Raw genomic sequence first — 17,585 nt, 5'->3', positions numbered from 1 at the left:
TTTACATCTTCGGCAGAAGCACCTTGTCGATGACGTGGATCACACCGTTCGACTGCTTGACGTCGGCGATGGTCACATGAGCGACGCCGCCGTTTTCATCGGTCAACGTAATCTTGCCCATGCTTTCCTTGGCCTTGATGATGCAGCCGCCGACCGTCTTGATGTCGTGCTCGCCGCCATCATCCTTGATCATCTTGGCGACTGTCTTCGACATCGCGTCGGCCGCGACGACATGGCAGGTCAGAACCTTGGTGAGCTGGGCCTTATTCTCCGGCTTCAGCAGCGTATCGACGGTGCCGGCTGGAAGAGCTGCGAAGGCTTCGTTGGTGGGCGCAAACACCGTGAACGGGCCCTTGCCCTCAAGCGTCGAGACTAGGCCCGCGGCCTTGACCGCGGCGACCAGGGTGGTGTGATCCTTGGAATGCACTGCGTTTTCGACGATGTTCTTGGTGGGGTACATCGCGGCACCACCGACCATCGGATTCTTGGCCTGCGCTGCAAAGGCGATTGCGGACACGGCAGTGGCAAGCGCGATGGTGCGCAAAGCGGACGTGATCATGATTGTTCTCCTCGACGCCGGCTGCAGGCACTGGCCTGATGCCTCGTGCTGCCCGGTCATTGAAGCTACGGGCGGCAGCGGAAAAGAGTTTCGGCGACAGGAAAGAATTTTAAGGGCGGTGTGCCGCGCCGCTGGCAACGACGGGTCCCGTCGGAGCGCCCGTCGATGAGCCGCCGAACGGCTCGAGGCTGACGGCGAAGGTCGCGCCCTCGCCGATCTGGCTGCGCAGATTTGCCGGGATGACCAGCCCACCGCCCTCGCCCGGCTGGAATACGCCAAGCGACTGCGGCCCACCGCTGCCCTGAACGAGCCAGAGCTGCAGAGACTTTTCTTCCGGCTTGCCCGCAGCGACCGGTATAATGCGCAGGTGGCCGGTATCGGCCTGATACGAGGCCAGCAGATTGACCTGGCTGCCGGCTGCCGACAGTTCCGCCATCAGTGGTGCCGCCCCCTGTGGCGGCGGTACGATGCCGGAGGCGAAGATGATCGCCCCGGCGGCAACGACCAGCGAGGCGAAAGTCAGCGAACGCCAGAAGACCGCCGAATTCCACAGACCGCGCGAGAAGGACGGCGCGTGCGCGGGATCGCCAAAGAGACGGGCCTCGACCTGCTTGAAGGTTTCGCGGCTCGGCGCAACTGTCTCATACTCGTCGTTGAAAGCGGAAAGATTGGTTTCCCAGCGGCTGACAATCGCCGCAAACTGACGGTCGCGGCGCATGCGCTCTTCGACAACCCGCCGATCCTGGTAAGAGAGAACGCCAAGCACATACTCGCCTGCGAGCACTTCGTCGCGAGAGCGGCCTCCCTTGCTTTGATCGGGCGATGTCATCGTTCCATGCACTCTCTCAGCTTCAAAAGGCTGCGCCGCAGCCATGTCCGCATGGTGTTGAGCGGAACGCCGAATTGGTCGGCAAGTTCCTGGTAGCTCAGTCCTTCGACATAGGCCCGCCTAACCGACGTCGCCCTGTCAGCTTCCAACTCTTCCATGCAGGTGTCAATCCGCCTTCCTTCATCACTCATCACAGCTTGCTTTTCCGGATCAAGTGCGGAGTCGGCAAGATCATAGGCACTATCGAGCTCGTCACTGACGGGCTTTCTCGCGCGCATGGTATCGATCGCCTGGTTGCGCGCTATTGCCGCAAGCCAGGCAGTGGGTGCGCCCTGCGACGAGGCGAAAACCTTGGCGCGCTGCCAGATCTTCACGTAGATCTCCTGCAGCGCCTCTTCGGCTTCCGCCCTGTCTTTCAAGATACGCAGGCATATGGAGAAAAGTTTCGGGCTCGTTTCCCTGTAAAGGGCGACGAAGGCCTGCCGGTCGGACATCGCCACGCGGCCAATCAGTCTTGCGAGTTCATCGCCGGTCATGCCGCTGCCGCTCTCCCTAATATATCCTTACATAGAGGGACGGGCGCAAAATTGACAAGAGGCCGTCAAACTAATGCGCAACGCATTATTCCATCTGTCAAAAACTTGAGATAAAAGGCCCGCGATCCATTCTGCGGGGTAAGCCATGAACCAGTCCGAAAGCGAAATGCAGGCGCATCTTCTGGCGCAGGCGCTGCCTTTCATGCAGCGCTACGAGAACAAGACGATCGTCGTGAAATATGGCGGTCACGCCATGGGCAATCCCGAGCTCGGCAAGGCTTTCGCCAGCGACATCGCGCTGCTCAAGCAATCCGGCGTCAACCCGATCGTCGTCCACGGCGGCGGCCCGCAGATCGGCGCCATGCTCACCAAGATGGGCATCGAATCCAAGTTCGAAGGCGGCCTGCGCGTCACTGACGCCAAGACCGTCGAGATCGTCGAGATGGTTCTGGCCGGCTCGATCAACAAGGAAATCGTCGCTCTCATCAACCAGACAGGCGAATGGGCGATCGGCCTTTGCGGCAAGGACGGCAACATGGTCTTCGCCGAAAAGGCACAGAAGAAGATCAAGGACCCGGATTCCAACATCGAGCGCGTTCTCGATCTCGGCTTCGTCGGCGAAGTCGTCGAAGTGGACCGCACGTTGCTCGATCTGCTCGCCCGCTCCGAGATGATCCCGGTCATCGCGCCGGTGGCTCCCGGCCGTGACGGCGCCACCTACAACATCAATGCCGATACGTTTGCAGGTGCGATCGCCGGTGCGCTGAATGCCACCCGCCTGCTGTTCCTCACCGACGTTCCGGGCGTTCTCGACAAGCAGGGCAACCTGATCAAGGAACTCTCCGTCGCCCAGGCGCATGCGCTGATCGCCGACGGCACGATCTCGGGCGGCATGATCCCGAAGGTCGAGACCTGCATCGACGCCATCAAGGCCGGCGTCCAGGGCGTCGTCATCCTGAACGGCAAGACGGCCCATTCCGTCCTGCTCGAGATTTTCACCGAACATGGTGCGGGCACGCTGATCGTCCCCTGATCACCGGTCAAAGCGCGGCGGCGTAAACCGCTGCCGCGGCTTCCTCCAGCTTTTCCATCATTGCCCGATAGGGTCCGGGGCCGTAGCTGACCCGGCCGACGCCAAGGCTTGCCAGCGTCTTCACGTCAGGCACGCCGGCCCGCATCATGATGTTCACAGGCAGCGGCGATGCGGCGCAGATCTTTTCGATCAATTTGACATCCGCGAGGCCCGGGACAAAGAACCCACGGGCACCGGCCGCCGCATAGGCTTTACCGCGCTCGATTGCTTCATCGGCAAGAGCGGCATGTTTCGACGGATCGCTCTCGGCCAGGAAGAGATCGGTGCGGGCATTGATGAAAAACGGAATGCCGCGGGCATCGGCCATGGCGCGGATCGCCCTGATCTTGGCGGCCTGCTTTTCCGGGGAATGCAGCCCCTTGCCGCCGACCACCTGATCCTCGAAATTGATGCCGATAGCCCCGGTATCGATGACCTTGGCAACATTGGCGGCAGCGCCATCCGGCTCTTCCGAATAGGCGCCTTCGAAATCGACGGAGAGCGGCAGATCGGTTGACGCAGCGATCGACCGGGCTGTGGCAATCAGCACGTCCATCGGCAGCTTCTGCCCGTCCGCGTAGCCCTGCGCCGCAGCCACCGACCAGCTGCCGGTCGCCAGCGCCTTGGCGCCGCCTTCGGCAACCGCCCTTGCCGTTCCGGCATCCCAGATATTGTAGAGAACAACGGGCGTTCCCTTCCGGTGCAACGCTTCGAATGCCTTTGCCTTATCCGCCTGGTTCATGATGCTTCCTCCATTTCGGGCCTTGTTGCCCGCATTTCTGCTTCGTGTTTCAACAGCCACTGCTTGCGCCAGAGACCACCGCCATAGCCGGTCAGCGATCCATCCGCCCCGATCAGCCGATGGCAGGGGATGACGACAGCGATCTGGTTGGCGCCGTTTGCGTGGCCGACGGCCCTGACGACCTGGGGATTGTCCATGTCGCGGGCAATGTCGCCATAAGCACGCGTCTCGCCCACCGGAATGCGCATCAGCCTCGACCATATCTCCCGCTCGAAAGCTGTTCCAAAGGCAAGGGCAAGCGGCGTTTCGAACTCCCTAAGCCGCCCCGCGAAATAGGCTTTCATCTCCGCCTCGATCCGTTCGATTGCCGGCGTACGCCCGGCGGCAACGGTGGAGCGCGTCTTCCGTTGCAGGCTCTCCAGCTCCCTCGGCAGCGCCTTGCGGTCATGAAATTCGAGGAGATGCAGATGCGTCTGGTCGGCCACCGCAATCATCGGCCCGAGTGGTGTATCGAAGAGATCGGCAAAGAGCAGCGCGCGGTTCTGGACGATAACAGGCGCCATGCCGATCATCCGGTGAAAGGCGGCGCGAAAACTGCTGGCCGATTCATAGCCTGCATCGAGCTGCGCATCGACAATGCGGCCGCCATCGGCGATCTGCTTGGCAGCCTGCCCGAGCCTGCGGTAGCGGGCGATGTCAAGAAAAGTCATCCCGAGCGCGCGCTTGAAGGCGCGGCGCACAGTCGAGAGATCGTAGCCGAGATCGGCGAGGCGATCCTCCGTCCAGCGCGCGGAAGGATCACGGTCGAGCGCCTTCAGGAGATCATCGACAACAGGCTCCCGCCCCGCCTGCTCCAGCGGCCTGCACCGCTGGCACGGCCGGAAGCCCGATTGCATGCAGGCCGAGATCGAGCCGCAAAAGAGCGTATTCTCCCGCTTCGGTTTGCGCGCCGGGCAGGTCAGCCGGCAGAAGACGCCGGTCGTCTTGACGCAGGCATAGGCGAGCCCCTCGTAATCGGAGCTTCGGGCAATCAGCGCATCGTAAAGCGCGTCATCATCGGGCAGATCGAACAGCATAAAGCCTTTCTACCACCCCGCCGAACCGCCGTCCGCCCGAAATCGGGCGTCTATTTTCGATTGTCGATGATCCCGGGCTCATGCCATAAGACGCGCATGACAAAGATCGATCGCACCCCTGAAAAATCCGACTTCGAGCATGTGAGCGAGTGGATCTTCGACCTCGACAACACGCTCTACCCGCATCACATCAATCTCTTCGCGCAGATCGACAAGAACATGACGGCCTATGTGTCGGCGCTGCTGCAGATGGAGCGGGATGAGGCGCGCAAGCTGCAGAAGCAGTATTATTACGACCATGGCACCACGTTGCAGGGTCTGATGATCCATCACGGCATCGATCCGAACGACTTTCTGGAGAAGGCGCACGCGATCGACTATACGACGCTGTCGCCGCATCCGGAGCTTGGAGACGCGATCAAGGCGCTGCCGGGGCGCAAATTCATCTTCACCAATGGCAGCGTCAAGCATGCGGAGATGGCAGCCGGTGCGCTTGGCATCCTCGAGCATTTTGACGACATCTTCGACATCGTCGCCGCCGATTTCGTGCCGAAGCCGGCGCAGGCGACCTATGACAAGTTCACGGCCTTGAAGCGGGTGGAGACGAAGAAGGCTGCGATGTTCGAGGACCTGCCGCGCAATCTCGTTGTTCCGAAGGCGCTTGGAATGAGCACCGTTCTCCTGGTGCCGAACAACCTTGAAGACACGGTTGTCGAATGGTGGGAAAAGACCAGCGGCGAGGAGGATCACATCGATTTCGTGACTGATGATCTGACCGCATTCCTGGCCAAGATTACCGGCTGACTTACGAAAGTTTCATCCATCTTACCTAGGTTTAATTGGGTTTTCCGGAACCGCAGCCTTACCTTTTGGTCGTGAAGGGATACGAACCGAAAGGAAGTCTCATGTACCGCAACAAGCTTATCCTGGCAGGCCTCTCCGCCGTTTTGATCGCCGGTGCCGCAGGCGCGAGCTTTGCTGCTCCCGGCCATCGCCCCGATGGGCCGCAGCACCATCGAGAGATGATGGGCGGGCCGCGTGGCGCCGCTTTCCGCGAGATCGCCTTCGTGCGCATGCTGAAGCAGTTCGACGAGAACAAGGACGGCAAGATCTCGAAGCAGGAAGCGATCGACGGCGTCGACAAGATCTTCGCAGCCGCCGACAAGAACAATGACGGCAGCCTGACGCCGGGCGAAATTCGCGAATATCATCAGGCGCAGATCAAGGCTTGGCGCGATTCACACAAGGACGCCAAGAAGGATGGCGGCGACGATCAGCAGATGGCACAGAACGACGGCAAGGGCCAGAATGGCGGACCGGACGGCCACCGCTGGGGCAAGCGCCACGGCGGCGACATGATGTTCGCCTCGATGATGCGGCGCGTCGACAAGGACGAGAATGGCCAGATTTCCAAGCAGGAAGCCGAAGATGCGATGACCCGGCTCTTTACCCGCCTGGATACCAACAAGGATGGCTTCATCTCGATCGACGACATGCCCGATCACCCTTTCCTCTAAGGGAGGAAACAGGAAGCCCGCCGCTTGCGCGGCGGGTTTTTCTTATTCATGCGGTTCGTAGAAATCCTGGATGATCTTCCAGGCCTGATCGGCAGTTTCCACAAAACTGATGAGCTTGACGTCGTCAGGCGCGATCGTCCCAAATTCCGCAAGCGCCTCGAAATTGACGATCGTCCGCCAGAACTTTTCACCGAACAGGATCAGCGGCATCTTTTCCATGCGGCCGGTCTGGATCAGCGTCAGGCATTCGAAGAATTCATCGAGCGTGCCGAAACCGCCGGGAAACACGGCGATCGCCTTGGCGCGCACCATGAAGTGCATCTTGCGGATCGCAAAATAGTGGAAATTGAAGCTGAGCTCCGGCGTCACATAGACGTTCGGCGCCTGCTCGTGCGGAAGGACGATGTTGAGACCGATCGACGGTGCTCCTTCGTCGGCAGCGCCGCGGTTGCCGGCTTCCATGACGCCCGGGCCGCCGCCGGTGACGATCACATATTCATGGAAATCATGCGCCGCCGAATAGCGTGAGCAGAGGCGGGCGAACTTGCGGGCCTCGTCGTAATAGACCGACGCCGCCTCCAGGTTGACCCGCTGCACATCGTTGCGCGCTGCCCAGGCGCTCTGGCCGGGCGCTGGAATGCGGGCGCCACCGAACATCACGACCGTCGACTTGATGCCACGCTCGGCCAAAAGTATTTCCGGTTTCAGCAGCTCGAGATGCAGGCGGATCGGCCGTAGTTCCTCGCGGCAGAGGAAGTCCTCGTCGACATAGGCAAGACGATAGGACGGAGAGAGCGTTTGCGGTGTTTTCGGTACGGCGCGGGCGCGATCCTTGTCCGTTTCGCTGGTCTTCAGCGGATCCCAGACCCCATCCTTGCGCCGGAGCCTGCCATTCTTACCCTTCGCCATTCAAAAATGCCTTTCAGTCCTTACCAAACGCGTCTTTAACGCCTTGAATCCAGAAACGATCTGGTTCGAAAAATCATTCCATTTTGGGCGCCCATGCGATAGAGCAGATCGCATCCCGCCGATCACAATTCCCGGAGGCCCTGTAGCCTTCAGGATAAAGTTCGAAGTTTAAGGAATTCTCATGAGCGCCACCGATCTTGCATCCCTCGAAAAGACCATCGAAGCGGCCTTCGACAACCGCGACAGCGTCAGCCTCTCGACCAAGGGCGAAATCCGCGATGCGGTCGAAGCTGCGCTCGAACTGCTCGATGCCGGCAAGGCACGCGTCGCCGAACGCGGCACTGACGGCGCCTGGACGGTCAATCAGTGGCTCAAGAAGGCCGTACTGCTCTCTTTCCGCCTGAACGACATGGAAGTCGTCAAGGGTGGCTCGGGCAACTCGACCTGGTGGGACAAGGTCCCCTCGAAGTTCGAAGGCTGGGGCGAGAACCAGTATCGGGATGCCGGCTTCCGCGCCGTTCCGAACTGCATCGTCCGCCGCTCGGCCTTTATCGCCAAGAACGTCGTGCTGATGCCGTCCTTCGTGAACCTCGGCGCCTATGTCGGCGAAGGCACGATGGTCGATACCTGGGCAACGGTCGGCTCCTGCGCCCAGATCGGCAAGCATGTGCATCTCTCCGGCGGCGTCGGCATCGGCGGCGTGCTGGAGCCGATGCAGGCCGGCCCGACAATCATCGAGGACAACTGCTTCATCGGCGCCCGCTCGGAAGTCGTCGAAGGCTGCATCATCCGTGAGGGCTCGGTGCTCGGCATGGGCGTCTATATCGGCAAGTCCACCAAGATCGTCGATCGCGCCACCGGCGAAGTCACCTATGGCGAAGTGCCGCCCTACTCCGTCGTCGTCGCAGGCTCGATGCCCTCGGGTAACAAGACCATGGCGAACGGCCTGCCGGCGCCGCATCTCTACTGCGCCGTGATCGTCAAGCGGGTCGACGAGCAGACCCGCTCGAAGACCGGCATCAACGAGCTGCTGCGCGACTAAGCTTGAAGTGACAGCCGGACATCGATCCGGTAAACAGACGGCGCTCTTTTAACGCGAGGCGGCATTCGCCTCGCCATTTCTTTGCCATCCCCGCCGGATAATTCGACCGTCATGACCGCTACCAATCCCGTCGCCAATCTCCAGACACTCATCCGCTGCCCATCCGTCACGCCGGCTGAAGGCGGTGCGCTTTCGGCGCTCGATGCGATGCTGTCGCCGCTCGGCTTCACGGTCGACAAGGTGATGGCGACAGAGGCTGGAACACCCGATGTCGAAAACCTCTATGCGCGCATTGGAAACGACGGCCCGCACCTGATGTTTGCCGGCCATACCGATGTTGTTCCTGTTGGTGATGAGGCCGCCTGGACACACCCGCCCTTTGCCGCCGAGATCGCCGGTGGCGAGATGTTCGGCCGCGGCGCCGTCGACATGAAGGGCGGCATTGCCTGCTTCGTGGCGGCAGTCGCGCGACATATCGAAAAGCACGGCGCGCCCAAGGGCTCGATCTCCTTCCTGATCACCGGCGACGAAGAGGGACCTTCGATCAACGGGACGACCAAGCTGCTGCAATGGGCGGCAGAGCGCGGCGAGCGCTGGGATGCCTGCGTCGTCGGCGAACCTACCAATCCGGATGCGCTCGGCGACATGATCAAGATCGGCCGGCGCGGGTCGCTGTCGGGCAAGATCACCGTTCATGGCGTCCAGGGCCACGCAGCCTATCCGCATCTCGCCGACAATCCCGTTCGCGGCCTGCTGCAGCTGACGACGGCGCTGATGGATCCGCCGTTCGACACCGGCACCGAAAGCTTCCAGGCCTCCAATCTCGAAGTGACGACGGTTGATGTCGGCAATCCGGCAACCAACGTCATTCCCGCGAAAGCGACGGCGAGCTTCAACATCCGCTTCAACGACACCTGGACCGCCGACACGCTGCGCGCTGAAATCATCAGCCGTCTCGATGGCGCCGCTGCCGAGGGCGCATTGCGGCCGGGCCGTAATGCTGTTCGCTACGAGATCGTCTGGGCCGACCGTCCCAGCCATGTCTTCCTGACCCGCAACAACGCGCTGATCGCGTCTCTGTCTTCGGCTGTCGAGAGCGTCACCGGCAAGGCGCCGAAGCTGTCTACGACGGGCGGCACCTCGGATGCGCGGTTCATCAAGGACTATTGCCCCGTGGTTGAATTCGGTCTCGTCGGCCAGACCATGCATATGGTCGATGAGCGCGTTGCCGTCGCCGATCTGGAGACGCTGACAGTCATCTACGAAACGTTCATCGAGCGCTGGTTCGAGAATGCCGGGGCTTAGGGAAGTCCAATATTATCTGGCGGGGCTCTGGCTGCTGATCCGCATGGATCCGCGCGGCTTCCGCTTTCTCGATGTCTCAGACAGGGGCGTGAACCGTTCGTTCTGGGCAATGGTCTGGTGCCTTCCGCCAATGGGCATTTCCTGGCTCTGGTGGCGCCAGGCCTTCCTGCAGACTATGCCGCCGCATTACGATGTCGGGCTGCCCTTTTACCTCCGTCTTGGAATGGTGGAGGTGGCGAACTGGTTCGCACCGTTGGTGCTGGCCGGGCTTTTGCTGCTGATCTTCAAGATGGGCAACCGCTTTGCTGCAGTCGTCGTCAGCGTCAACTGGCTGGGCGTGCCGCTCTCCTACATCAACGGGCTGCTGCTGGCTCTGGTGTTCTTCATTCCGGGAACGGTGAGCGTCGTCTCGATCCTGCTGCTGATCCTGATGATCGCGCAGGTCTTCATTCTGGCGCGCATCCTGCGGATGATCTTCCATGGACACGGGCTAATGGTCGGGGCGCTGACGCTGGCGCTGCTGGTGCCGACGATGATGCTTGCCGAATATCTTCAGAAGTTTCTCGGGATCTATCCCGCCTGACCCCGCGCCGGCACGACCTCGCCATCTTCCTTGGTGAACAGGCCAATATCCGGATTGGGAAGAAGATCCAGCACACGTTCCGAAGGGCGGCAAAGTGCTGCGCCTTTTGCCGTCACGACGACAGGCCGGTTCATCAGGATTGGATGCTCTACCATCGCATCCAGCAACTGGGCGTCGGACAGGGATTGGTCGCCAAGGCCCAGTTCGCTGTAAGGCGTGCCTTTCTCGCGCAGCAGATCGCGCACAGAAATATCCATTTTCGCAATCAGCGCCGCAAGCTCGTGCCGCGAAAGCGGCGTCTTCAGATATTCGATGGCAACGGGCTCCTCGCCTGATTGACGGATCATAGCCAGAGTATTGCGCGAGGTTCCGCAAGCGGGGTTATGATAGATCGTCACCGTCGTCGCTATCTGCTCCCTTTCGTCTGTCCGGAATCACGTCCGGATAATCGACCTGCATGAAATAAAGCCCATCCGGCGGCGCTACCGGCCCGCAAGCCTTGCGGTCGCGAGCTTCGAGGGCTGTCTGCACGTCATCCGGCGTCCATTTTCCCTCACCCGCCAGCTTCAGCGTTCCGGCGAAGGAGCGGATCTGGTTGTGGAGAAAGCTCTGTGCCGTCGCCCGTATCTCGATCAGCTCGCCTGTGCGCGTGACATCCAGCCTGTCCAGCGTGCGCACCGGGCTCTTGGCCTGGCAGTGAGCCGACCGGAATGTAGAGAAATCGTGATTGCCGACCAGCCTCTGGGCCGCCTCATGCATCGCTTCATGGTCGAGTGTCTTCGGCACCCACCAGGCCTTACCCGCTTCGATCGCAAGCTGTGCGCGGCGGGTGATGATCCGGTAGAGATAGTGGCGGCGAAGTGCCGAGAAGCGAGCATCGAAGAATTCGGGCGCGGCCTGGACCTCGATGATCGACACCCGCTCGCCGGCCAATCTGAGATGCGCGTTCAATGCGTTCTGAAGCTTGAAGTCAGCCCATTCCTTGGAGAGATCCGCGTGAATTACCTGACCGAGCGCATGGACACCGGAATCGGTGCGCCCTGCGCCCCGGACGGAAACCGTCTCGCCGCTCAACGACAGGATTGCCGCTTCGATCGCGCCCTGGACCGATGGGCCGTTGTCCTGGCGCTGCCAACCGACATAGGGCGCGCCGTCATATTCGACGGTCATCCGGTAGCGCGGCATCAGGTGAGCCTTGTGCCGGGCGAAAGCGGCGTGCCGCGCAGAAAGTCTGGCGCCGCGAGCGGCTTTCCGCCGGCTTTTTGCAAACGGGTGAGCCTGATGGCGCCGGTTGCGCAGGCAACGACGAGATCGCCGGTGAGAAGCTCTCCGGCAGCGCCCGAGCCGGTCGCCAGTTCCGATCCTAGTACCTTGACCCGCTCGGACTTGCCACCACTCTCTAGTTCGAACCAGGCACCGGGAAACGGCGCCAGTCCGCGAATGTGATTGTGAACGGCTTCGGCGTCCCTGTTGAAATCGATGCGCGTTTCGCCCTTGTCGATCTTCGAGGCGTAGAGCACGCCTTCTTCGGCCTGCGGCACCAGCGGCAGATTGCCGGATTCCAGCGCCACCATCGCCTCACCGATCGCCTTGGCGCCGGTGTGCATCAACTTGTCGTGCAGTTCTCCTGCCGTCATGCTCGGGCCGATCTCGACTTCGCGGGTAAGCGCGACAGGGCCGGTATCCAGGCCCTTGTCCATCTTCATCACCATCATGCCGGTCTTGGTATCACCTGCCATGATCGCCCGCTGGATCGGCGCCGCGCCACGCCAGCGCGGAAGCAGGGACGCATGGCCATTGTAGCAGCCATCCCGCGTGCCGGTCAGGATAGCTTCCGGCAGCAGCAGCCCATAGGCAACGACAACGGCAATGTCGGCGCCAAGAGCACGAAATTTTTCCCGCTCTTCGGGGTCCTTGAAATTCACCGGCGTGAAGACCGGCAGGCCCAGCAGTTCGGCAGCCTGATGGACCCGCGATTTCTGCAGGTCGAGCCCACGGCGGCCGCCTGGCCGCGGCGGCTGGCTGTAGACGGCAACGATCCGATGCCCAGCATCGACGAGCGTGCGCAGCGTCGGAACGGAAAATTCGGGCGTCCCCATGAAGATGATGCGAAGTGACATTCTATTCCGCCGTTAACGATCAACCGTCTTCAAACGGGTTTACCAGCTTGAGATCAAGCCCCTCGAAGTCTTTTATGTTGCGGGTGGCCAGGGCCGCGCCATGAGACAGGCAGATTGCGGCGATCATCGCGTCCTGGACCGAGATCGGCCTGCCGATCGATTCACGGCGGGCACGGAGCCTGCCTGTTTCGACCGCAGTATGTCGTTCGAAAGCAAGTATTCGCCCCCTGTAAACGGCCAGTAGCCGATCGAGTACTTCACGGTAGCGAGGAGATTTGTCACGAAGCCAAATTCGCTCGGCTCCGTACGCTTGCTCCATAAGGACCACATCACAGAGGTAGAGACTGTCTTCGGACTGGGCAGCAGCCCATGCGAGCACACGCGAATTCGAAGCCGGCTTGGCAATCTCCGAGATCACATTGGTGTCGAGAACGATCAATCGAAGCCCTCAAGAGGCCGGCCAAAGTCCCTCTTCCGCTCCGCTTCGATCTCGTCCATGATCCCTGCGAATTCTTCTTGCTCATCTTCGGTCAGCGGCGAGAATATTTCGCGAAAGCCATCAAGGGCCGACCGCGCCGGCGCATCGTTGTCCGAGATGTCAACCATCGCCTTCTGCAGCAGGTTTTTCGCCTCGTCGGAAAGGCTGTTGCCGTTCTTCTCGGCGCGCAAAGCAATATCCCGCTTCATCGCGTCGGAAATATCGCGGATCAGAAGATCACCCATGCCCGTACCTCCGTCATGATATCGCTGATATCATAACGCGCCAACGCCGCAGGTTCAATGCACAGATCAGAGGACCTTGGACTTGGCAGCCTTGGTGAACTTCTTGATCACCATTTCGCGCTTCAGCCGCGAGATATGGTCGATGAACAGCACACCGTTGAGGTGATCGATCTCGTGCTGCAGGCAGGTGGCCAGCAGGCCGTCGGCATCGATGGTCTGTTCCTTGCCGTCACGGTCGAGATATTTCAGCGTGATGACGGCAGGGCGCTCGACCTCGGCGTAATAATCCGGGATGGACAAGCAGCCTTCCTCATAAACGGAACGCTCTTCCGAAGACTTGAGGATCTCCGGATTTATGAACACCTGCGGCTGCTTGTCTTCGCCTTCGCGCGCCACGTCTATAACCAGCATGCGGCGCGGAACGCCGATCTGGATCGCGGCAAGGCCGATACCGGGGGCGTCGTACATGGTCTCCAGCATATCGTCGGCGAGACGCTTCAGCTCGTCATCGACGCGCTCGATCGGCTTGGAAGCCTGGCGGAGAACGGGATCGGGAAGAATGATAAGTGGCTTGATGGTCATGGCGTTCCCATAACCTATCTTTTAAAGCGAGGGAATTATCCGGGAAGTGCCGGAGGCGCTTTTTTATGTGCGCCTCCGGAAAATCGCCGTATTCGTCTCAGGCCGCGCGGCGGCTGGGAGCGCTGCTGCGCATTTCCATCCGAGTACCGAAACGCTGCAGCAACTCCATGAGATTGCTGACTTCGCCGCGCAGACGGCGGGTCTCGGCCGAGGTATGCTCGACCATGCCAGAATTCTGCTGGGTGATCGTATCCATGTTGCGGATTGCAACACTGACTTCGTTGACGCCGGTCGCCTGATCGCGAGCGGCAGCGGCGATTTCTGCGACCACATGATTGATCATGTCGATGCGGCTGATCATGTCGCCCAGTGCTTCGCCGGTGCTACTGACGATGCCGACGCCCTGGTCCACCTGCGCAGAGCTCTGCGAGATCAGGTTCTTGATCTCTTTTGCCGCTTCTGCAGTGCGCTGGGCAAGCTGGCGGACTTCCTGGGCGACGACCGCGAAGCCCTTGCCTGCTTCGCCTGCACGTGCCGCTTCGACACCGGCATTCAGCGCCAGAAGGTTGGTCTGGAAGGCGATCTCGTCGATGACGCCGATGATTTTGGCGATTTCATCCGACGACTTCTCGATACCGGCCATGGCGGAAACGGCGCTGTTCACAAGCTCGCCGGAATTCTTCGCACGCTGCTGTGTTTCACGCACCGCATCCGAGGCCTTCTCGGCATTGGCGGCGGTCAGCCCGACGCTGACGGACAGCTGCTGGAGCGCAGCTGAGCTTTCTTCGACGCCCGCAGCCTGCTGTGCGGTCCGAAGCGCCAGATCGTCGGCAGCCTTGGAGATCGTGTCCGTGCCGCGCAGGATTTCAGCCGAGCTGCTGCGAACCGAGCCGAATGACGTGCGCAGCGCGGCGACGGCGCGATTGTAGTCGTCGGCCATATGCTTGAAATTGCCCGGAAGGTCGGTGGGTAGCTTGGCATCGAGGTCGCCGGCGGAGAGCGCTTCCAGGCCACGGCGCAGATGATCGAGCGCCATCGCCTGGTCGGCTTCCGCCTTGGCGCGGTCCTCCTCCAGCTTGCGGCGCTTTTCTTCCAATGCCTCGAGATAGACGGAGATCGAATAGTCCATATCCAGCATCCCGGCCTTGATGACGGCGGAAAGCTTCTCGGCCAGTACCTTGCCCTGCTGGCGGCCGAACATCGACGGCCACTGCTTGTCCATGATGCCCTTAACGAGCTCGGACATGACGATCGCGTAGCCACCGATATACCAGCGTGGCTCCAGGCCGATGCGGGCGTGAGTGCGGCCGACTGCGGTGACGCCCTTCACGTAGGTTTCGTCGAAATTGCCACCAGCCAGATTGGCCCAATGGTTCTCCTGCGCCTTCTTGGCGTGGCCCATATGGGATTTGTCGGAGAAGAAGCTGGCAACGGCCGGGGTCTTGGCGATCTTCTGATAGAATTTGTCAAGCGCACCGCCGACCAGCGAGCTGATGACAGGCCGGATCTCGCTCATCGTCTTGCGGGCAGCATCGTCGAGCTCGATGAAGTCGAGGCGCTGCTTGAGGTCGGATTGCGATTGCTGGCTGCTCATGATGTTCTCTGTCTGCGCGATGCGCGGTAAGGATCTGTTTCGGCAGAGACATTTCTAAAATATGGTTGAGCAATCGTTAAGCATGGCCACGATTTGTCGTCCCCCTCCCAAAGTGGACTGCGGCCTTTTGATCATACCAAAGCTACCTGTGGATTCGTTCACGTTTTGATCTGGTCAATGATTTGAAGTTTGCTATGGTGGCCGGATGAACAATTCTGCCGACTCGCTCACTATCTCGCTTGCCGCCGTCAATCCGGCCATTCTCGCCATCGCAGGCGGCGCCATCGCCGCCATGGTCGTCGTCCTCGTGTTCTTGCTGTTCAGAAGCAACAACTTGCGGCGCGAGCAGAATGAGGAAGCCGCGATCCGATCGGCGGAAGCCGATATGCGCATGTCGGAGCTTCTGAAAATCCAGGCGGAGATGCAGGGCCGCATTTCGACCATGGCGGAAGTGTTCGGCACGCGGCAGGCAGAGCTCAATCAGGCGATCAACCAGCGTCTTGATGGCATGTCGCAGAGGGTCAGCCACACGATCACCGAACAGACGAAATCGACCCACGAAAACCTGCAGAAGCTGCAGGAGCGGCTTGCTGTCATCGACGTCGCCCAGAACAACATCCAGATGCTTGCCAAGGACGTCGTCGGCCTGCAGGCGATCCTTTCCAACAAGCAGACGCGCGGCGCCTTCGGCCAATCGCGGATGGAGACGATCGTCGCCGACGGACTGCCGATGGGCGCCTACGCCTTCCAGCAGACGCTTTCCAACGGCTCCCGGCCGGACTGCACCGTGAAGATGCCGAATGGCGCACCGCCGCTCGTCATCGACGCCAAGTTTCCGCTCGAAGCCTGGAACGCCATCCGCGACGCCGGCGGCCCAGATGCCACCAAGATCGCCTCCCAGCAGTTCCGGCGCGATATGGAAGTGCATATTCGCGATATCTCGGAAAAGTATCTGATCCAGGGCGAAACCCAGGACACTGCCTTCATGTTCGTGCCCTCGGAATCAATCTTTGCCGAGGTTCACGAGAATTTCGAGCCGATCATCCAGAAGGCGCATCGCGCCCGGATTGTCATCGTGTCTCCTTCCCTGCTGATGCTGTCGATCCAGGTGATCCAGGCGGTTCTCAAGGATCAGCGTATGCGCGCACAGGCGCACGTCATTCAGGGTGAAGTCGCAAACCTCATGGACGATCTCGGCCGCCTCGATGAGCGGGTGCGCAAGCTGCAAGGGCATTTCGCCATGGCGCAGAAGGATGTCGACATGATCGTCACCTCCGCCGACAAGCTGACCAAGCGTGGCTCGAAGATCGAGGCTCTCGAATTCGAAGCGACGGGCGATACCGGCAAACCGGAACGCGAAGACCAGCCAGCAGCGAAATCAGTCGAGAGCCGGACAGGCCTTCTCAAGCTCAGGGTGGTTGACGAGGAGTGAGCCCTTCGGGCAGTGTCGCGCCAATTAAAGGACGGGACATCCACATGATCACTGTGTTCGGCTCCATCAACATGGACCTCATCGCCACCACCGCGCGCCTGCCGAAGCCGGGTGAAACCGTGGCTGGGACTGGCTTTGCGACTGCCGCCGGCGGCAAGGGTGCCAACCAGGCGCTTGCTGCGCGCCGTGCAGGCAGCACCGTCAATATGGCCGGCGCAGTCGGCAAGGATGAATTCGCCGCCCCCGCCATCGCGCTTCTCAGTGAAGCCGGTACCGGACTTTCCAAGGTCAATCATGTGGATGGCCCAACCGGCACCGCCCTGATCCTCGTGGGCGGCGACGGCGAAAACATGATCGCCGTCGTTCCCGGTGCCAACGGCACCGTCAGCCCCGAAGATGCCGAGGCCGCGGTTGCGGCAATGCAACCCAAAGATATTCTCATGCTGCAGCTTGAGGTTCCCCCGGCTGCCGTCGAGAAGGCTCTTGATGCGGCCCACAGGAAGGGCATCCGCAGCATACTCAATCTCGCACCGCTGATTGCCGATGCGCCGCGCCTTGGGCGGCTGGCAGATATCGTCATCGCCAACGAAACGGAATTCGAGCTTCTGGCCGGACAAGAAGGCATGAGCGCTGGCGATCGCGAGGCCGCCTTGAAGCGCCTTCACGGCGAAACCGGACAGACGCTGATCGTCACACTTGGCGCCGATGGCGTCATTGCCATTCGCGATGGCGAGCTCGTCCGGGCAAAAGGACTGAAAATCGAGCCCGTCGATACCGTCGGTGCCGGCGATACCTTCTGCGGCTATTTCGCCGCAAGCCTCGACGACGGTCTCGATTTTGACACGTCACTGCGCCGCGCCGCTATTGCCGGATCCCTTGCCTGCCTCAAGGCGGGAGCTCAGCCGTCGATCCCTCTCAGCGCTGAGGTCGCAAACAAGCTATAGACTTTTCTGTTTCCGATACA

General features: G+C 60.9%; 21 protein-coding genes. 8 read left to right on the top strand and 13 right to left on the bottom strand.

The genetic code is table 11. The features are described 5' to 3' along the window. Nucleotide 1 precedes the first annotated feature (1 nt). The 3 genes from AC1DNK_RS01710 to AC1DNK_RS01700 all read right to left on the bottom strand — a co-directional run bounded on the left by AC1DNK_RS01710 (nucleotide 2) and on the right by AC1DNK_RS01700 (nucleotide 1,924). Entirely contained in the window at nucleotides 2-559 is a 558-nt protein-coding gene (locus AC1DNK_RS01710; protein ID WP_112444477.1) for a fasciclin domain-containing protein, read from the bottom strand. 109 nt (nucleotides 560-668) lie between these two features. Then, nucleotides 669-1,388 (bottom strand): anti-sigma factor, encoded by a 720-nt coding sequence (locus AC1DNK_RS01705; protein ID WP_477939020.1) that lies wholly within the window; start codon nucleotides 1,386-1,388, stop codon nucleotides 669-671. Continuing rightward, nucleotides 1,385-1,924 (bottom strand): sigma-70 family RNA polymerase sigma factor, encoded by a 540-nt coding sequence (locus AC1DNK_RS01700; protein ID WP_112385294.1) that lies wholly within the window; start codon nucleotides 1,922-1,924, stop codon nucleotides 1,385-1,387. Before AC1DNK_RS01700 ends, AC1DNK_RS01705 begins: the two co-directional genes overlap by 4 nt. A 145-nt stretch (nucleotides 1,925-2,069) precedes the next feature. Here AC1DNK_RS01700 and argB point away from each other — a divergent pair, with 145 nt between their 5' ends. Next, nucleotides 2,070-2,957, top strand: coding sequence for an acetylglutamate kinase (argB, locus tag AC1DNK_RS01695; RefSeq protein ID WP_112514072.1), 888 nt, complete (start codon nucleotides 2,070-2,072; stop codon nucleotides 2,955-2,957). Nucleotides 2,958-2,964: 7 nt separating this feature from the next. Here argB and AC1DNK_RS01690 read toward each other — a convergent pair whose 3' ends face one another. Continuing rightward, complete coding sequence (locus tag AC1DNK_RS01690) at nucleotides 2,965-3,738, bottom strand: isocitrate lyase/PEP mutase family protein (RefSeq protein WP_477939018.1); 774 nt, start codon at nucleotides 3,736-3,738, stop codon at nucleotides 2,965-2,967. Continuing rightward, nucleotides 3,735-4,814 (bottom strand): bifunctional transcriptional activator/DNA repair enzyme AdaA, encoded by a 1,080-nt coding sequence (locus tag AC1DNK_RS01685; RefSeq protein ID WP_477939015.1) that lies wholly within the window; start codon nucleotides 4,812-4,814, stop codon nucleotides 3,735-3,737. The genes AC1DNK_RS01690 and AC1DNK_RS01685 overlap by 4 nt, the downstream gene beginning before the upstream one ends. 96 nt (nucleotides 4,815-4,910) lie before the next feature. Here AC1DNK_RS01685 and AC1DNK_RS01680 point away from each other — a divergent pair, with 96 nt between their 5' ends. Then, nucleotides 4,911-5,618 carry a pyrimidine 5'-nucleotidase gene (locus AC1DNK_RS01680; RefSeq protein ID WP_477939013.1) on the top strand — a complete coding sequence of 236 codons (708 nt, stop codon included), beginning with the start codon at nucleotides 4,911-4,913 and terminating at the stop codon, nucleotides 5,616-5,618. Between the two features lie 101 nt (nucleotides 5,619-5,719). Continuing rightward, nucleotides 5,720-6,331 carry an EF-hand domain-containing protein gene (locus AC1DNK_RS01675; RefSeq protein ID WP_477939011.1) on the top strand — a complete coding sequence of 204 codons (612 nt, stop codon included), beginning with the start codon at nucleotides 5,720-5,722 and terminating at the stop codon, nucleotides 6,329-6,331. Nucleotides 6,332-6,373: 42 nt separating this feature from the next. On the opposite strand, the gene AC1DNK_RS01670 is transcribed toward AC1DNK_RS01675, so the two are convergent. Then, the gene (locus AC1DNK_RS01670; RefSeq protein WP_477939009.1) at nucleotides 6,374-7,240 is read right to left on the bottom strand and encodes an LOG family protein; all 867 of its coding nucleotides are present in this window, start codon (nucleotides 7,238-7,240) and stop codon (nucleotides 6,374-6,376) included. Between the two features lie 181 nt (nucleotides 7,241-7,421). On the opposite strand from AC1DNK_RS01670, the gene dapD reads away from it, so the two are divergent. The 3 genes from dapD (at nucleotide 7,422) to AC1DNK_RS01655 (ending at nucleotide 10,170) form a co-directional block, all read left to right on the top strand. Further along, on the top strand, nucleotides 7,422-8,282 hold the full coding sequence (dapD, locus tag AC1DNK_RS01665; protein ID WP_477939007.1) for a 2,3,4,5-tetrahydropyridine-2,6-dicarboxylate N-succinyltransferase: 861 nt from the start codon (nucleotides 7,422-7,424) through the stop codon (nucleotides 8,280-8,282). A gap of 111 nt (nucleotides 8,283-8,393) precedes the next feature. Further along, complete coding sequence (gene dapE / locus AC1DNK_RS01660; protein WP_477939005.1) at nucleotides 8,394-9,587, top strand: succinyl-diaminopimelate desuccinylase; 1,194 nt, start codon at nucleotides 8,394-8,396, stop codon at nucleotides 9,585-9,587. Then, a complete protein-coding gene (locus AC1DNK_RS01655) occupies nucleotides 9,574-10,170 on the top strand; it encodes a hypothetical protein (RefSeq protein WP_112385285.1) in 597 nt (198 codons plus the stop codon). The genes dapE and AC1DNK_RS01655 overlap by 14 nt, the downstream gene beginning before the upstream one ends. Here AC1DNK_RS01655 and AC1DNK_RS01650 read toward each other — a convergent pair. From AC1DNK_RS01650 to AC1DNK_RS01620, 7 genes are all read right to left on the bottom strand, one after another. Further along, nucleotides 10,158-10,517 carry an arsenate reductase family protein gene (locus AC1DNK_RS01650; RefSeq protein WP_477939004.1) on the bottom strand — a complete coding sequence of 120 codons (360 nt, stop codon included), beginning with the start codon at nucleotides 10,515-10,517 and terminating at the stop codon, nucleotides 10,158-10,160. The two genes, AC1DNK_RS01655 and AC1DNK_RS01650, sit on opposite strands and share 13 nt — an antisense overlap. 34 nt (nucleotides 10,518-10,551) lie before the next feature. Next, nucleotides 10,552-11,355, bottom strand: a complete 804-nt coding sequence (gene truA / locus AC1DNK_RS01645) for a tRNA pseudouridine(38-40) synthase TruA (protein WP_477939002.1) — start codon at nucleotides 11,353-11,355, stop codon at nucleotides 10,552-10,554. Continuing rightward, nucleotides 11,355-12,290 (bottom strand): methionyl-tRNA formyltransferase, encoded by a 936-nt coding sequence (gene fmt, locus AC1DNK_RS01640; protein WP_477939000.1) that lies wholly within the window; start codon nucleotides 12,288-12,290, stop codon nucleotides 11,355-11,357. The genes truA and fmt overlap by 1 nt, the downstream gene beginning before the upstream one ends. A 19-nt stretch (nucleotides 12,291-12,309) precedes the next feature. Then, complete coding sequence (locus AC1DNK_RS01635) at nucleotides 12,310-12,729, bottom strand: PIN domain-containing protein (protein ID WP_477938998.1); 420 nt, start codon at nucleotides 12,727-12,729, stop codon at nucleotides 12,310-12,312. Beyond that, a complete protein-coding gene (locus tag AC1DNK_RS01630; protein ID WP_112538443.1) occupies nucleotides 12,726-13,013 on the bottom strand; it encodes a FitA-like ribbon-helix-helix domain-containing protein in 288 nt (95 codons plus the stop codon). The genes AC1DNK_RS01635 and AC1DNK_RS01630 overlap by 4 nt, the downstream gene beginning before the upstream one ends. A gap of 66 nt (nucleotides 13,014-13,079) precedes the next feature. Continuing rightward, entirely contained in the window at nucleotides 13,080-13,595 is a 516-nt protein-coding gene (def, locus tag AC1DNK_RS01625) for a peptide deformylase (RefSeq protein ID WP_112385279.1), read from the bottom strand. Between the two features lie 97 nt (nucleotides 13,596-13,692). After that, complete coding sequence (locus AC1DNK_RS01620) at nucleotides 13,693-15,189, bottom strand: methyl-accepting chemotaxis protein (RefSeq protein WP_477938995.1); 1,497 nt, start codon at nucleotides 15,187-15,189, stop codon at nucleotides 13,693-13,695. A 205-nt stretch (nucleotides 15,190-15,394) separates the two neighbouring features. On the opposite strand from AC1DNK_RS01620, the gene AC1DNK_RS01615 reads away from it, so the two are divergent. Together AC1DNK_RS01615 and AC1DNK_RS01610 are read left to right on the top strand one after the other, a co-directional pair. After that, nucleotides 15,395-16,621 carry a DNA recombination protein RmuC gene (locus tag AC1DNK_RS01615; RefSeq protein ID WP_477938993.1) on the top strand — a complete coding sequence of 409 codons (1,227 nt, stop codon included), beginning with the start codon at nucleotides 15,395-15,397 and terminating at the stop codon, nucleotides 16,619-16,621. 44 nt (nucleotides 16,622-16,665) lie between these two features. Then, a complete protein-coding gene (locus AC1DNK_RS01610; protein WP_477938990.1) occupies nucleotides 16,666-17,565 on the top strand; it encodes a ribokinase in 900 nt (299 codons plus the stop codon). Nucleotides 17,566-17,585 lie beyond the last annotated feature (20 nt).

Source organism: Rhizobium sp. 01N424 (assembly GCF_056399485.1).
The sequence above is the reverse complement of the archived record's forward strand: the minus strand, read 5'-3'. Positions and strand labels throughout refer to the sequence as shown.

Bases quoted from the DNA above. Each gene is read 5' to 3' on its own strand.
- dapD (WP_477939007.1), top strand. From the start codon at position 7,422: ATGAGCGCCACCGATCTTGCATCCCTCGAAAAGACCATCGAAGCGGCC.
- AC1DNK_RS01615 (WP_477938993.1), top strand. From the start codon at position 15,395: ATGAACAATTCTGCCGACTCGCTCACTATCTCGCTTGCCGCCGTCAAT.
- AC1DNK_RS01690 (WP_477939018.1), bottom strand. From the start codon at position 3,738: ATGAACCAGGCGGATAAGGCAAAGGCATTCGAAGCGTTGCACCGGAAG.
- AC1DNK_RS01710 (WP_112444477.1), bottom strand. From the start codon at position 559: ATGATCACGTCCGCTTTGCGCACCATCGCGCTTGCCACTGCCGTGTCC.
- argB (WP_112514072.1), top strand. From the start codon at position 2,070: ATGAACCAGTCCGAAAGCGAAATGCAGGCGCATCTTCTGGCGCAGGCG.
- AC1DNK_RS01620 (WP_477938995.1), bottom strand. From the start codon at position 15,189: ATGAGCAGCCAGCAATCGCAATCCGACCTCAAGCAGCGCCTCGACTTC.
- AC1DNK_RS01675 (WP_477939011.1), top strand. From the start codon at position 5,720: ATGTACCGCAACAAGCTTATCCTGGCAGGCCTCTCCGCCGTTTTGATC.
- fmt (WP_477939000.1), bottom strand. From the start codon at position 12,290: ATGTCACTTCGCATCATCTTCATGGGGACGCCCGAATTTTCCGTTCCG.
- AC1DNK_RS01630 (WP_112538443.1), bottom strand. From the start codon at position 13,013: ATGGGTGATCTTCTGATCCGCGATATTTCCGACGCGATGAAGCGGGAT.
- AC1DNK_RS01650 (WP_477939004.1), bottom strand. From the start codon at position 10,517: ATGATCCGTCAATCAGGCGAGGAGCCCGTTGCCATCGAATATCTGAAG.
- def (WP_112385279.1), bottom strand. From the start codon at position 13,595: ATGACCATCAAGCCACTTATCATTCTTCCCGATCCCGTTCTCCGCCAG.
- AC1DNK_RS01670 (WP_477939009.1), bottom strand. From the start codon at position 7,240: ATGGCGAAGGGTAAGAATGGCAGGCTCCGGCGCAAGGATGGGGTCTGG.
- AC1DNK_RS01610 (WP_477938990.1), top strand. From the start codon at position 16,666: ATGATCACTGTGTTCGGCTCCATCAACATGGACCTCATCGCCACCACC.
- AC1DNK_RS01685 (WP_477939015.1), bottom strand. From the start codon at position 4,814: ATGCTGTTCGATCTGCCCGATGATGACGCGCTTTACGATGCGCTGATT.
- dapE (WP_477939005.1), top strand. From the start codon at position 8,394: ATGACCGCTACCAATCCCGTCGCCAATCTCCAGACACTCATCCGCTGC.
- truA (WP_477939002.1), bottom strand. From the start codon at position 11,355: ATGCCGCGCTACCGGATGACCGTCGAATATGACGGCGCGCCCTATGTC.
- AC1DNK_RS01705 (WP_477939020.1), bottom strand. From the start codon at position 1,388: ATGACATCGCCCGATCAAAGCAAGGGAGGCCGCTCTCGCGACGAAGTG.
- AC1DNK_RS01655 (WP_112385285.1), top strand. From the start codon at position 9,574: ATGCCGGGGCTTAGGGAAGTCCAATATTATCTGGCGGGGCTCTGGCTG.
- AC1DNK_RS01700 (WP_112385294.1), bottom strand. From the start codon at position 1,924: ATGACCGGCGATGAACTCGCAAGACTGATTGGCCGCGTGGCGATGTCC.
- AC1DNK_RS01680 (WP_477939013.1), top strand. From the start codon at position 4,911: ATGACAAAGATCGATCGCACCCCTGAAAAATCCGACTTCGAGCATGTG.